Origin of the sequence: Bradyrhizobium sp. C9 (assembly GCF_002532045.1) — a bacterium.
GTDB lineage: Bacteria > Pseudomonadota > Alphaproteobacteria > Rhizobiales > Xanthobacteraceae > Bradyrhizobium.
In genome coordinates this window covers 39,973-53,790 of record NZ_NWTG01000017.1, presented here as the reverse complement: position 1 = coordinate 53,790, position 13,818 = coordinate 39,973, and the positions used below count along the sequence as shown (strand labels likewise).

Here is a 13,818-nt window from a genome sequence, read left to right as displayed (position 1 = left end):
ACACTCCGCAAAAGATAATGAGTTCAATGCGTACAATAGGGTATATAATACCCCAAAAACTACAACCAACACGATTGCCGAGCTACCGATCGAGAGGCCCTCGTCCGCCCCTCCGGTCCGATGGGCGGCAATCGGGCAACAAAACCGGCGCCATCATGCGCCGCCGGCATTACCCAATGCCGCTGCGGCCGCTCAACGGTCGCCGACTGAAAAGCTTTCGGATTCTTGAACACCCCGCCTAGTAACGATGGGTACCGGGACGTCGCCTTCTGACGATCTCTCGCGCAAATATCGTCGATGACGATCGACATCGATATGGACTTCTTTGCGCCCGAAGGCCCGATGATCGGCAGCACCCAAAGCTGGCTAGACCTGATGGGGCGACCTCTCGGGCGGCCACCGCAAACGAGCAACACAGGTCCCGGCGCCGTCGCGGGTGGTCGCTCCGTATTGTTTCACGGTTGCCTCGCAGCGTGCCGAAATGCCGTCCAGCATCGCATCGAGCGCCGGTTCCTTCAGTTCGCCGGCCCGCGCTTCCTTCACCACGCCGCTCAGCGCGTCCGGTATCTTCTCGGCGAGCGCGACCAACGCGATGTTTAATAGGGCTCGCGAAGTCGGGCACTTGCGCTGCGAATGGTGTAAGGACTGCGGCAACCTCATATTTGGCTCACCGTCTTAGTAAGTCGGTTATAGCCAATGACACGGGAGTTCCGCCCTACTGCCAGCAGGTCAGCGCGATCTCGGTCTGCTCTTTCTGGCTGACCAACGCGCCGTTCGTAATTGGCGGCCAACTGCAACTAGCGCTTTTTGATGAACGGGTCAGCTTGCTCAGCAAGTTCCCGCACGGTTCGCGCCCTCTCTCTACAAAACTCGTCGTCCATAGTACCCCACCGAAACTGCCTTCCGGATAATGCCCGTGAAGAAGTGGAGCTGCATATGACCCAGGTTACACTGCAAGATATTTTCCGCAGTTTTGATCGACGCTGCGCGAGATCGATAGCATTTTTGCCAAGGTCAGCTGCCGTGCGCGCCTCGCACCTGGTCGGGCTCCCGCTTCATGCTGTACGTCGATTGAATCCACCTTTCCTGCGGCGTCGCCGCGGCCTCTGACGACGACTGCGGAGGGTAAGTGATTTTGCCGCATCTGTGACCGCTTGCGCAGCGACTTCGCTGCGCGAGGGATCGATCGTTGATCGAGGTGACTCTCTTTGATCGGCGACGGCCCTTTCGAGCGCAGAGAGGAATTGCCGGCCGTCTTCGGTAATTTCCCAGCCGAACGCATCGCGAAAGACAAACTTCGCCGAAAAGATATTCAGGTCCGGCGCATGTTCGGCCAACCGCTTCATGCGATCGGTCCAGTCACGGCCGCTGTTCATCAGGATCTCCACGGCGCGTCGGACTTCGGCAACGGAAGCCCGCCCGCCAGGCTGGCCGGCCAATACTTTCAGGACGGTCAGCTGGAAGGACACTTGCCGTGTCTCCGATGCCTGCGTGTGTGTGTGCAGTTCCCCTGCAATGGATCAATGTCAGGGGCGGATCGTCAACAGCACGACGCCGTTAACCTCAACTATATTGGCTAATCCCGCGGGGCCAGCTCCTGGGATTTGACCTCGCCCTCGCTCAAGCTAATGCACGACTTTTCATCGAGGGCCGGTACGTCAGCGTAGCAGGACAGACCCGCAGCCGGAGCGCCGCGCGCCCATCGTCCATAACGGACGAACTCCCTGTGGGAGCTCCTTCGTTCGCTACAGCATCGCTCTTCGATCGGGAGCGCCGGTCGGCGCATCGTGACTTCGGGCGATACATGTACCTCTCGGCCTGCCGGGCACGAGCGTACGGTTCGGACCGTTCATTGCTACCGACGATATCCCGCCATGCCCACACTGCACGAGGAAAGAAAAAATCTGGAACTGCCCCGGCATTGGCAATCGACGGCTTGAATCAAGACTTCAAGCAGTATTGCGGCATAGCCTTGGTTGGAAACGACAGTCGTACGGTAAGCGTCCGGCGCTCCGGTGACGAGACATCGCCAGACGCAGGTACAAGAATACACCTAGCAGGCAGACGCTATCCGGAGGTGAACTGGATCAGCCAACCCTTAGATCCTCGGCTGACATTTTGCCCGAACGGCCTGCCTTGAGCTGGTAACTTACCCGGGCTCCCTCTTCGAGGGTGGTGTAACCGGCCTTTTCGACGGCGCTGATGTGCACGAAGACATCGGCACTTCCGTCCTCCGGCCGAATAAAGCCATAACCTTTGGTCGAATTGAACCACTTCACAATACCCATTGCCACGGCGGCATCTCCTTAAGTGAACCGTTGTGATCTAGCGAAGAGTCTCGCAGCCATCAAGGTGGACAAAGAGACGCTGGTTCGCTACGTCCGTCACGTCCGCGACCTCTTTGTCGTACAGCCTACGCGGCCCTGCGCGGCCGGCAGCAAGGCCTAATGCTGAAGCCAGTTCGCCTCAGGGCTTCGGAATCCGAATGACGTCTGAACCTTCGGCTCATTCAGCGCGCGTGACCGCGCTACAGGAGAGTTGTAGAGCGGAGATCATGGCACGCTCATCCGCAGCCGAGCTGGAGCGAATGGTCCGGTCGCCCTTGCAAAACCAGGCTGCGGTAAACTGCTTCGCACAACCCGGAGCAGGATCACCAATCCGCACCATGGCGGCATTGAAAGTGCATGCGTCCTTGCCGTTACAGGCTGCTGCAACCGCACCCGTGGCGTTGCCACGCGCCGAGATCCAGCGGCAATTGCCACCATATGTGGCAGACACCACCGAAATCCCTGATTGCGTGACGGCGTCCCCCGCCGCATCGCGCAGCGCATACGTTGCGGCCGCACCGACGAGAGTGGCAAGGCCAACACTTCCCAATCGTACCAGGCGCCTGCGCTGTTCCGGCGAGGCCGCCTGATAGCAGCTGCGAATTCGTCTTCTGGCCGGCATCTCCAAGCCAAAATGCAGCAGGATCGCGACGCAAGTGGCTAGAGTGAATGCAAGCGCAAGCGCGCCGAGATGGCCAAGCAGTTGGCTTGCGGTTTCCCAACGCACCGCCGGAAAACGCTGGTAGATGATGATGTGTACAAGGTAGAGCGCAAAGCTGGCCTCTCCGAGGACGACAAGCCACCTTGCCGACAACAGCCGTCCCGCACTGCTGACCGGCTGAGCCGCCGCAACAAGGATGAGCGCCACCGGTGCCGCCAGAGCGATATTGTTGCGTGCAATATCGAACAGGCTCATGGTCGCCCCAAATGGCGCTTTGTGGGCGGTAAACCAGAACACCCAGCCTATCGCGCCGACACCAACGATTGCGGCGATATCGAGCAGAGCTCGAGATGGTCTGAAATCCTGCGCCAGCCACGCTTCATGGAGCTTCGCCAAGCAACAGCCGAGCACGAATTCCCATACCCTGCAAAAGGGCGAAAAGTAGACGATCCAGAGGATGAGCGTGTTCTTCCAGTTCGGCAAAGCCGAATCCGTCCCATAGGCGTGAAGCGCAAACAGATTGATGCGATCCTGAAGCATGAGCACCGCAAGGTCGATGCCAAGCTCGATTGCGACTGCGCCAATCGCGCATAAGGTCGCCGCAAGAACTGTTCTGATCCGCGCAAGTAGCGGGCAAACGAGTGGAAACACGAGATAGAAGAACCATTCGGTGCTGACCGACCAGGAGACGATGCCGATCGCTTCGTACTGCCAGACGGGAGCAACACCAGCTACATTTGCAAAGAACCAGGTTTGAATCATCCCGAGTTGAAACGGGACAATGTGCCACGAAAATCCCTCGGCCGCCGACTTAGTTCCGAGAAGCCAGGGCCAGACCATCGGTCCGGTCAGAAGTTCAACGAGAAAGAGAACAACAAACAGAGGATAGATTCGCGCTATGCGCGCCACGAGAAATTCCGGGATCGCTTTGCGCGGGCTGCCGGCGATCGAGCTGCCATAGTTATATTGAATGACAAAGCCACTCAGCGTGAAGAAGACGGACATTCCGAGCAGGCCCAGCGTCCCGATGCTGATATCGAGTGCCAGACTGGTACCCTCAAGGAACAGGCTTCCACCGTGAGACAATGCCACTGCTGCTGCCGCGACAAACCGGATTCCGGTCAGCGCGGGTATCTGCTTAACCATCGATGTCGCTCGTCATTTGCGCGATGGGTACAAAAAACCTGGCGATCGATGGCACAAGGGCAGTCTGCTGGGAGAGAACGCAATAGAAGCAAGGAGAACCGATCGCATCGCGCGATGCGTGCCATGCGATCAGCCAGACTCCTTCGGTAGCTCAAATCTAATCAGAGCAACTGCAGTACCTTATTGGCAAGCCCGCTAACGCTGAAGCTCTGCCTTCTGGTAGGGGCTCGGATTCGAATATTTTGCGCTCGACCGGCTCTGGCGCAAGGCACGTCCCTTGACCGGTCGCCGCCATACTTGCTGAAACCCGTGCATTCTCCCGGAGCGCTTCCCAAAATGACGGGCCGTTGCCAGTCGGTTTGCTCGTTGCGCGAGGCGAGGTTGGGGCACCGAAGGTGCCCGATGCAGGTCCAGGTCAGAGCAGAGCAACGAACCGATCGGCGACGCACGACCAAGCCCAGCTCCGGTTGCAGCGGGTCCAAGCGCCAGATCGGGGCGTTTGGTAGCGCCAGTCTGAGCCGCGCTTTCAAATTCTTTGGCAGCGACGGTCAAGGAATCTCGCTGCGGATTGGTGCAGCAACTCATTATTCTTTTCCTGCACGACTGACCGCGCTTTCGCTTGGCCTGGCGTGCCAGAGAAGGAAAGGAAACGTGATGACAAAGAAGATCGCTGAGATCAAGACCACCATCCGCACCACCACTCCGTACACGGGTACGCTTTAGGGTGGGTTCGACGGGTGCTTGAATGCATCTAGCTGATGAGAGCATAGCGGCATCGGAGGGTGGTCCTTGCGACCACCCTCCTTTGTGAGACGTTTCGGGAGAGTAAGATGGTTGATTTGATCCAGCAGCGCATCGCTCCGGCCATATCGTCATCTGTCGAGATCAGTCCGATCACGATTTTGAAGACGGAGCCCGGCATGGCACCGGTGCCGACGATCGAATCGGCACTCGCGAGCTCTAGTTCCGACCTATCCGTCACTGACGGCGACTGGCGGACCGGCGGCTATTTTGCCGGTCTGCAAGAGCTGATCGACGCCGAACTGAGCTGGGCTGATGAGAATAGGCCAAAACTGGTTGAGGCGGCACAGCAATCCTTGGCGACGTGCCGCCACCGATCGGCACGGCGATCATCCCGCTTCTCGTGGTCGTGGGCGTGAATCTGCTGATGTCGCTCCTGATCCTGCCACGGCTCGATTTCTCGTTCCTCGCGCAGGAGCGCTGGGGCGAGACATCCCTTGCCGGCGTCGCCGGGGTGTGGTCAGTCGCAGTCGCTCTCGCCGCCGCCGCGGCGACGCTCATCGCGCTCAATCGAGCCCGTCTGACGGATCTAAGGGCGAGCATGGATGCCGGCGCAAACGCCTCGGTGCTCCCCATTTTCAGCGTGGCGAGCCTCGTCGGCTTTGGAGCCGTCGTCGCTGCGCTACCGGCCTTTGTGTCGGTGCGCGACTGGGTACTGTCGATCTCCGGCGGTCCTATCGTCTCTCTCGCCATCGCGATAAACGTTCTTGCTGCCTTGACCGGATCGGCCTCCGGCGGATTGACCATTGCGCTCGATGCCCTTGGTGACACTTATTTGCAGATTGCCCAGACGTCTCACATTGACCCCGCGCTCATGCATCGCATTGCCGTGATCGGTTCCGGCACCCTCGATAGCCTACCGCATAACGGTGCCGTCGTGACGCTGCTTGCGGTCTGCGGTTCGACCCATGGCAAGAGCTACTTCGATATGGTGATGGCCAACCTCGTTGGGCCGATCATCGCCTTGGCCCTCGCCATTTTTTTGGGTTCGATGATCGGATCATTCTAGGAGGGACGACGAGGACGCTATCGACGCGATCTTGTCCGCCGTAAGGGCCGACTTCGAACTCGTGAGCCGTTATTGAAGGCCTGATTGGCCTGTATCGACGTGCGACCTTACCGCCTCGGGCAGCGCCAGCGAGCTACGCATAGCCGGCGCCCATCAGGGGTTACCGCGGTTCTCAGCCTCTGAGCCGGAGACGAGTGAACATTCCGGCAAGTGGCGCGCAGAGTGCGCAATTTGCAGTGTGATCACGCGCTACCAAATGAGGTAGGTATGACATGTTGGCGGTTGTGGTAGCTTCTCAAGGTTGATGATCGAAGCTGAGCAGCGAACAACTCAGCTCGTTACAATCCCCCTTAGGCTAGGAGACGTCGAATGACCGCGAATATAACCGAAGACGAGAAACGCGAACGGCGGGCACGTCCAGAGCCCGGACTGGCCCAGGCATCGGGCGGCGGCCCCGACGGCTTCAGAGAAGCAGCGGCATCACGCATTCCATTAATTTTTCCGGAATGGGAAAAATCGATCGAAGCGACAAGGCACCTGTTCGCGACGGCACTAAAGGACGGATTAAGTTTCGCCGCTTCCTCTCTGCACGACCAGGCCAACTTTCTGAGAAATCTTTCCGACTCCAAGACTCCCTCGGAGCTCCTGAAGTGCCACCTGGACTTTGCGGAGAAGTTCTGGTCGAAGTCGTTCAGCCAAGGCTCGAAGATATTGGATCATCTCAAACCACAGCCATCATCTGCGGCAAGCCAAGCAATCCACCGAGCTTGAAGCAACGGCCCGACCGTACTCTGCTTCATCCGGGGCCACACGTCGACGGTCGGCGACGTTGTGGATACTGCATTCGGCTCGACCTGAGAACACCTCCGTCCGCCTCCCGCTCGATATGGAGCTCAGATGGCGCATCGAACGCGACTATCAAGCAACGGTCGGCCATCAGCATTATGTGAAGGCGCGATGGGTGCGGCTTCCAATACCACGCCATGTTATGCATCGCGCCCGAAGGAGGACGTTTCCGTCCTCCCGATCTCATCGGCTGGAGTCCGAAAAACCTCAAACTTCTCAGAAATCAAAGCCCCTGCACTCCCGCTCAGAACCGAGCGTCATGCCGAATTTGGTCACTACCATGGGAGCGGCTCCTCAAGAGCGTCGTTGGCTGGACGCCTAGATGTCCGAGTTTGCGCAATCCGAGCGAGGCCCATGCGTCCGATCTGTGACGCCTCAAGAACCGGTTTTCATGTCCGATTTGACAGGACGGTAGCCTCGCGTGCGCCGTCATGCGCAATATTATGAGTGCGCCGCTTTCGGCCCTCGACGAAGCACTCGCCCCTTGCAATTCACCCTCGTACGAGCAGTGGAGAACAGAGCTCTCCAGCTGCACAAGACAGGTGGGACCGCACAAGGCCCCCTCACCTGGAGATCGATGATATTCATTGAGCAGTTTTGCCGGGCTCCATAGCGTCAATATTCTTCAGCATTAGCTCGCGCAAGAGCGTCGATCCGGGGATTCTGACTTCCTTGCCGTCGCGCAGTCTGCCGATTGCAGCGAGCAGCTTGCGGATATCATAGGTCGAATTGAACACCTCCGGCACACCGCGTTCAACGTTGAGGAGCGTGTAGGCGGCTTCCATCGCAGTGCGAACTGAGTATTCGGTCGTGAAGATGCAATCGCGCTCCGCCGACTCAGCAAACTGGCCGATGAAGGCAAAATTGACAGCGCCTTTGGGCACAACATTTGGTCGATCACCCGCCTGCCGCGGCATGAAGAAAGATGTGACGTAGGGCATCATCACCGGCACTGTTTTTGCGGCTGTCGCGGCCAGTCCCGGTATTTCATCGATCGGCACGCCGAGGTGATACAACCATTCCTGCGTAATTTCCTCGCCCGTGCAATCTTGCATCGGCTTGTTCACGTAATCGCCGGGCTTGTCGACGAAAAGTGAATAGAGCCAGACGACGATCTGATCACTGGGCTGGTGCTTGAAATGCGGTTGACGGTTTACAGTCCAACTGAGCAGCCAGTTCGAATCCTTCGCCGTGACGACCCCTCCCGTGACGACCTTGCCGCTGAACGGATCGCGTTTGGCGATCTTGCGGATATAGGCCGGAATGCGCGCGTCAAGAGTCGTGATCGTCGCCGATTCCCATTTGGTGGCAGGGATATTGCCGCCGAAGACGTCCGGGCGGCCGAAAGCCGCGTCCTTGACCGCAATACGCCGCCACAGATCCCAAGCTGGCGCCGGGCCTTCGTCAAGCCTGGAGGGCGTGTGATGGTCTCCCTTGTCCGAGTTTTCAGTGAGCGACCCGATCGTTATGAATACAAGATCGTCGGCGCCAAGGCCGATACCGCCGGCGACGCCATCCTCCAGCCAGTGGATGGCCGTGGCCTGCTTGCATCCGGCCTTTAAGTCGAAATCGACATCGGTGACTTCGACATCGTAGCGGAAGTTGACGCCCTGCTCCAACAGCCATTTGCACAACGGTAGAACCAGCGATTCATACTGATTGTACCTGGTAAACTTCAGCGCACTGAAATCCGGCAGGCCTCCGATATGGTGGATGAACCGATGCAGATAAAGCTTCATCTCCAGGGCGGAATGCCATTCCTCAAAGGCGAACATCGTCCGCCAATAAAGCCAAAAATTGCTGAAGAAAAACTCTTTCCCAAACACTTCGTCGATGCGCTTGTTCTCCATCTCCTCACGGGAGGCAAGAAAGACAGCAATCAATTCCTTCTGCGCTTCTTCACTCAGAGTGAAAAGGCCGTCGGTACGCGCATCCTGTCCCTGGTTCACCGTCGCCCGCTGCAGCGAGTAGTTCGGATCATCCTTGTTCAACCAGTAGAATTCGTCGAGCACGCTGGCACCTTCGATTTCCAGCGACGGGATCGACCTAAACAAGTCCCATAGGCACTCGAAATGATCCTCCATCTCGCGGCCGCCCCGGATCACGAAGCCCCTTCCCAGGTCTTGGTTACCGTCGAGCGCTCCACCGGGGATCTTCAGCCGTTCGAGGATGGTGATCCGGTCGCCACGCATATGGCCATCGCGGATCAGGAAGGCCGCACCGGAAAGCGCCGCCAGGCCCGCACCGACCAGCCACGCTGTCTTGTTGTCCGCACCTTCGGGTTTGCGGGGGCGGGCAAAGGCTTCGTAATTTCCGCTACCGTAATACATGGAACATTCCGTCCGATTGGATCGACAATCCTTGGGCTCATTAAAAGGTGTTCTCGGGCGCCAGGCATTTGCGCGGGACGCCGATCGTTAGACCGCCATCGATGACGATCTCGGAACCGGTAAGGTAGCTGGACTCGTCGCTGAGTAGGAATAAGACTGCCTGCGACACTTCCTGCGGCTCGGCTAACCGCCCGAGTGGAACGGGGAAAAGGGAGGACTCGAAGCTTTCGGCCATCGGGGTGGCAATGAAGCCGGGATGGATCGAGTTGATGCGGACTCCCGAGGCTGCGGCTTCCAGCGCAGCGGATTTTGTTATGCCCCGAACGCCGAACTTGGAAGCGACATAGGCGTGGAGCCCGGCACTGCCCCGCAGCCCCTCGACCGAGGAGATGTTGACGACCGAACCTCCGCCGGCGCGCCTGATGGCCGGCAGGGCCGCCTGCATTCCGAGGAATACACCGGTCAGATTGACGGCGAGGGTCTTGTTCCACTGATCGAGCGGGAACTGCTCGATAGGGGCCATGTTGGCGATCCCGGCGTTGTTGACCAGCCCATGCAGCGCGCCGAAGCGCCGCTCGGCGCTTGCGACCGCCTCGGCCCACTCCTTCGGCTGGGTAACGTCCTGAGGGACATAGAGCGTGGATTCGCCCAGTTTAGCGGCGAGAGCCTCTCCTTCTATATGAAGAATATCAGTGATTACGACCCTCGCCCCCTCAGCCACCAGCAGACGCGCGTGAGCCGCACCCATCCCGCGAGCTCCGCCGGTCACCAGAATAACCTTGTTCTTCAAACGTCCCATGATCCTTGCCTCGTGCCGTTGGTCAATGGCGGTGCAGCGTCTTCCAGGCGTCGAAGAGGACGCGGGGATCATGCTGGCCCTTATAAAAGGGCGAGACCGGACGCTGGATGTCGAGCAAGCCGAAAACGGCGGTCTGCGCCGCGCGCACGGAATATTCGACGGTAAAGACAACGTCGTCGGGAATCTCGCAGAACTGGCTGATGAAGGCGAGGTTGCGCGATCCCTTCGGGATGACCTTCGGCCGGTCGGTCCTCACGCGCGGCATGAACTGGGCGGTAATGTAAGGCATCATCGCCGTTATGACGCGCGAAGTGTCGAGGATGTGCGGAATACTCTCTGTGAATCGCAGGTGCGAAAGCAATTCGATGAGAATTTCACGCCCCGTGCACTCCGACATGGGCTTATGCACAAAATTACCCGGCTGATCCGGGAAGAGCCCATAGCCCCACCACACCAAGACATTCTTCGGCTGTCCGTAAAAGTGCGGTTGACGATTAAGGACGACGGTCAGGAGCCAATTGGAGTCTTTGATCGTTACCAGTCCGCCCTTGCCGGCCTTATTGCCGGAAAAGGCTTCGAGCCGGTCGAAGAAGCTCGAATCGTCCGCCGTGACTGTGAAGGATTCCCATTTGGATTGGTCGATCCTGGAAACGAAGACGGCGGGGCACCCGAAGTCTGGACTCTTGACAGCCAGACGTTCCCAAAGTTCCCACGAACCTCCGTTTCGCGTCGTATTCAGCGCAGGAACCGTGTCCATCGAACCGTAGCTGGTATCGGATGTCATTGATCCGTTGGTCACGAACACTAAATCCTGTTCAGCCAGATCGATGACGCGATCTTCACCGCCCTGCCGATAGTGCAAACGCGTCGCGGTCTTCTGCCCGCCTTCGATCACAACATCAATATCGGTCACTTCCGCCCCCATCTCGAGCCGCACGCCCCGGGCCTTCAACCATGCAACGATCGGGCGGACCATGGCGTCGAACTGGTTGAACTGCGTGCGGTAAATGCCCGCCATGGTGTCGATCGTCGAGAACAGATGCAGGAAGCGTAGACAGTAGCGCTTGAACTCGATCGCACTGTGCCAAGGCGCAAAAGCAAAGGTCGTGGACCAGATGAACCAGAAGTTGCTGCGGAAAAAGTGGGGTTCGAACCAGTCCTGGATCGTCCTGATGTCGAGCACCGATTCTGGAGTCGCGCAAAGCGCGATCAGGTCGAGCCGATCCCTCTCCCTGAAACCCAGATCGGAGACGTCGACGATCTGACCGCCCGAAACCAGACGCGCCCTGTCGTTCCAGAAGAACTCCTGATGGAACTCCATCAGCTCGTCCTTCGCCGATTTCATGGGGTCGGCAATTGAGGGGATGAAGGACAACAAGTCGTAGGTGCAATTGAACCTTTCCTCGAACATGCGGCCGCCGCGCATGACGTATCCATCCTTCGGATTGCCATGCGCGTCGAGGCTTCCGCCGAACAGCTCCATCTGCTCGAACAGAACGATATTCGGGCCCGATAGCCCGCCCTCCTTGACGAGGTAGGCCGCTGCGGCCAAGGCAGCGATGCCTGTTCCGACCAAATAGGCGTTGCGAGGAGCCACCTGCTTCGGTGGATCAAGGCGGGAAACGAGAGAAGCAGAGCACATAAAGTTCTCCGGCATGCAGCGGTTGGAAATATGGATTCCATGCAATCGGCGCGCCGAGGGCGGCGCGTGCTAAAAATATGATCGCGAACCACCGTTCCCGAGACTGCATAATCAGCAAGCGCCGAAGCTCTTCGACGTACACAAGCCATATGCAGACGCCGTCGGGCACCTGACCATAAGCAGCAATAGCGCCGCGTTGATCGGGATCGATCAAGTCATACCAGCAGCGGCTGTGCGCCGCGCAAGGAGCTGGTTGCGGGCCCTGCTTGAAGACGGAATGCAAGCGTCGTCATGTCGGGTTTCCAACCGACCCGTCGCCAACCAGACAAGACAGAAAGCAACTGGACAAGACGGAAATTGAGTTGGTTCCGGTTGTCGCTTTTGCCAAACCCGACCATATTGCAGCACGACGGTGCCAAGGTGACGTTACAAGGTGCTTGGTCAGCGACGGGTCGAGTTCGAGCGCAAGCACTAGCGGTCCTTGCCGCCTCGCTAAAGTCTTTCGGGATGGCGCGGCCCTCTTCGCCTAGAGCCCGTGAGCCTTCATTTCGTCTGCAAGGTGCTCCAAACTCTGAGACTTCGGGCTGTGAGGCTGGCACTGGCCAGTTCTCTCCAGGACTTCCGCACCTCCATCCAACGGCCCTTTCGAGCGGGCAGGGTGTCGAGCATTTTCTCGGCAATCGGTGCAAGGCGCGCGGCTTCCGAGCTCGGGTCGCACTTAGCATCTTCGAGAATTTTAAGAGCGGTCGTTTCGGACCGCCTCCACCCCGACTCGGTGAACCTGCTCTCCGCGAAATACTCAAAACAGGTCCGGAACGTCAAAGCGCGGCCGATGATCGTATGGGCTGGCAAGCCCGCCTCACTCAGCCACCTCCGAAGACAGTCACACCACACTCGGCTGCTGAGGTCGAGAAAGTCCGCACCTTCGAAGACCAAAAGCGCCGCCATGCCAGCGATCTCGCATTGCACCTCGTCGTCCTGTTTTTCGAACCAAGCCCGGATTGCATGCAACGGCGTCACCGGCCGATTCACAACCGGTACCTGCGCCGTGCCGGCGCGATGGAACTGAACCACGTTTTCCAGCGGTGGCATGCGCGGCCACGGCCTCCCCTCTGCGTCCCACAAGACCCAGCGCTCGGCGATCTTCTTTGCCTCTTCGGGAGACCTGCTTCGCCAAAGCTCCTTGAGCGCCTCATTGACGTAATATGAGACGTCAGCTTTCAGACCGCATGTACGTGCTATTGCCGCGAGACGACCGGCGTCAATCAGCCGTGCCGCGAAATTGTTCTCTGCGTTCATTTGCCGAGGCCTTGCGCGCCCTTTCTAGCGCGTCCCGTTCATCCGGCTCGATGTGATCAAACCAAGAGCCCGGGGGAAATGTCGCAATACGCTTGGCAAGGAAGGATTGCGGCTCCCACTCTTGTCCCTCGCGCTTCTCGAAGGTAATGACCCCCTTGCGGGTAAAATAACGGGGTCCCGGAATATTGCAGTTCACCAAAAGCAGCACGCGCCACAGATCACCTTTCGTGGCCTGATTCTCGTCCACCTTCGGCAAGTAATCCACGCTAACAGGTTCAACGATCGTGCAACGGCCGTGCCCGAGGAGATTACCCAGCTTGCCTTGCGCGGTCGTGACGAAGTTGAAATTGGTCGGATCATGCAGAAAGCGAAGGTTCGCGTTCTTTTCGCCGTCAGCGACTTCACCGGCAATCAATGAGAGCGCGAAGGCCCGCCAGCTCAATTCCATCGGCTTCGCATACGTCGACGCAATCTTAATCGCTCCGTCCGGCCTGACCTTCCAGGTGATAACGTATTCTTCGAGTGATCTGTGGTGGCGGTGCCTAGTCCACGAAAGAAAGACATACTCAGATTGATCAATTGCTCCGGCAACTCCCCACGTTCGTGGGACGAAGTGCGCCACCTTCGCGACCCTGGATATGATTTGTTCTACTGTCTCGCCGTCTTGCGCTCGCCACATCGACTTGACCTTGTCGACAAGTGGATTGTCGTCGGCGCGAACACTGTTGCTCGTGGCGGCCTCAGCCAGGCAGATCAGCAGCAGGCCGAGACAGAACCAAAGCACGCGTCTTCCAACCATTTTGTTCATAAGTCCGCCCATCCGCTCTTGTCGACACGCCAATTCTAAAGCGGACCAACCGCCGAATGCGCTATTCGCGAAAGATAGAAGTTAGCGGCGACGTGACGCAGGTGCCCGCCAGTGTCGCGCACGAGCAGGCGCCGTCCCCCGTCTATGTCA

Annotated in this window: 12 protein-coding genes and 1 pseudogene; 5 read left to right on the top strand and 8 right to left on the bottom strand. The window is 58.5% G+C overall.

Features of this window, described 5'->3' with window-relative positions; translation table 11 throughout:
• Positions 1-297 precede the first annotated feature (297 nt).
• Positions 298-600: a hypothetical protein gene (locus tag CO675_RS40175; RefSeq protein ID WP_143279150.1), complete on the top strand. Its 303-nt coding sequence runs from the start codon at positions 298-300 to the stop codon at positions 598-600.
• Between the two features lie 455 nt (positions 601-1,055).
• Here the strand turns inward: CO675_RS40175 and CO675_RS40170 are convergent, their stop codons facing one another.
• From CO675_RS40170 to CO675_RS27555, 3 genes are all read right to left on the bottom strand, one after another.
• Complete coding sequence (locus CO675_RS40170) at positions 1,056-1,469, bottom strand: hypothetical protein (protein ID WP_143279148.1); 414 nt, start codon at positions 1,467-1,469, stop codon at positions 1,056-1,058.
• Between the two features lie 618 nt (positions 1,470-2,087).
• Positions 2,088-2,294: a cold-shock protein gene (locus tag CO675_RS27560; protein WP_018270149.1), complete on the bottom strand. Its 207-nt coding sequence runs from the start codon at positions 2,292-2,294 to the stop codon at positions 2,088-2,090.
• Positions 2,295-2,505: 211 nt separating this feature from the next.
• Positions 2,506-4,134, bottom strand: coding sequence for an acyltransferase family protein (locus CO675_RS27555; protein WP_097674976.1), 1,629 nt, complete (start codon positions 4,132-4,134; stop codon positions 2,506-2,508).
• A 402-nt stretch (positions 4,135-4,536) separates the two neighbouring features.
• Here CO675_RS27555 and CO675_RS27550 point away from each other — a divergent pair, with 402 nt between their 5' ends.
• The 4 genes and pseudogenes from CO675_RS27550 (at position 4,537) to CO675_RS27535 (ending at position 6,715) form a co-directional block, all read left to right on the top strand.
• Complete coding sequence (locus tag CO675_RS27550) at positions 4,537-4,857, top strand: hypothetical protein (RefSeq protein WP_245452941.1); 321 nt, start codon at positions 4,537-4,539, stop codon at positions 4,855-4,857.
• 107 nt (positions 4,858-4,964) lie between these two features.
• Positions 4,965-5,294 (top strand): hypothetical protein, encoded by a 330-nt coding sequence (locus tag CO675_RS27545; protein WP_198964764.1) that lies wholly within the window; start codon positions 4,965-4,967, stop codon positions 5,292-5,294.
• Positions 5,237-5,944, top strand: a pseudogene (locus CO675_RS27540) (GntP family permease); the annotation flags it as partial. The gene CO675_RS27545 and the pseudogene CO675_RS27540, both read left to right, overlap by 58 nt.
• Before the next feature lie 369 nt (positions 5,945-6,313).
• Positions 6,314-6,715, top strand: coding sequence for a hypothetical protein (locus tag CO675_RS27535; protein ID WP_075969019.1), 402 nt, complete (start codon positions 6,314-6,316; stop codon positions 6,713-6,715).
• A gap of 659 nt (positions 6,716-7,374) precedes the next feature.
• Here the strand turns inward: CO675_RS27535 and CO675_RS27530 are convergent.
• The 5 genes from CO675_RS27530 to CO675_RS27510 all read right to left on the bottom strand — a co-directional run bounded on the left by CO675_RS27530 (position 7,375) and on the right by CO675_RS27510 (position 13,668).
• The gene (locus CO675_RS27530) at positions 7,375-9,120 is read right to left on the bottom strand and encodes an oleate hydratase (protein WP_097674975.1); all 1,746 of its coding nucleotides are present in this window, start codon (positions 9,118-9,120) and stop codon (positions 7,375-7,377) included.
• 40 nt (positions 9,121-9,160) lie between these two features.
• Positions 9,161-9,919 carry a glucose 1-dehydrogenase gene (locus CO675_RS27525; protein WP_038380254.1) on the bottom strand — a complete coding sequence of 253 codons (759 nt, stop codon included), beginning with the start codon at positions 9,917-9,919 and terminating at the stop codon, positions 9,161-9,163.
• Between the two features lie 22 nt (positions 9,920-9,941).
• Positions 9,942-11,576 carry an oleate hydratase gene (locus CO675_RS27520; RefSeq protein WP_198964763.1) on the bottom strand — a complete coding sequence of 545 codons (1,635 nt, stop codon included), beginning with the start codon at positions 11,574-11,576 and terminating at the stop codon, positions 9,942-9,944.
• A gap of 528 nt (positions 11,577-12,104) precedes the next feature.
• Positions 12,105-12,860: a hypothetical protein gene (locus CO675_RS27515; RefSeq protein ID WP_080586255.1), complete on the bottom strand. Its 756-nt coding sequence runs from the start codon at positions 12,858-12,860 to the stop codon at positions 12,105-12,107.
• Positions 12,823-13,668, bottom strand: coding sequence for a nodulate formation efficiency C protein (locus CO675_RS27510; protein WP_245452940.1), 846 nt, complete (start codon positions 13,666-13,668; stop codon positions 12,823-12,825). Before CO675_RS27510 ends, CO675_RS27515 begins: the two co-directional genes overlap by 38 nt.
• Positions 13,669-13,818: the final 150 nt, after the last annotated feature.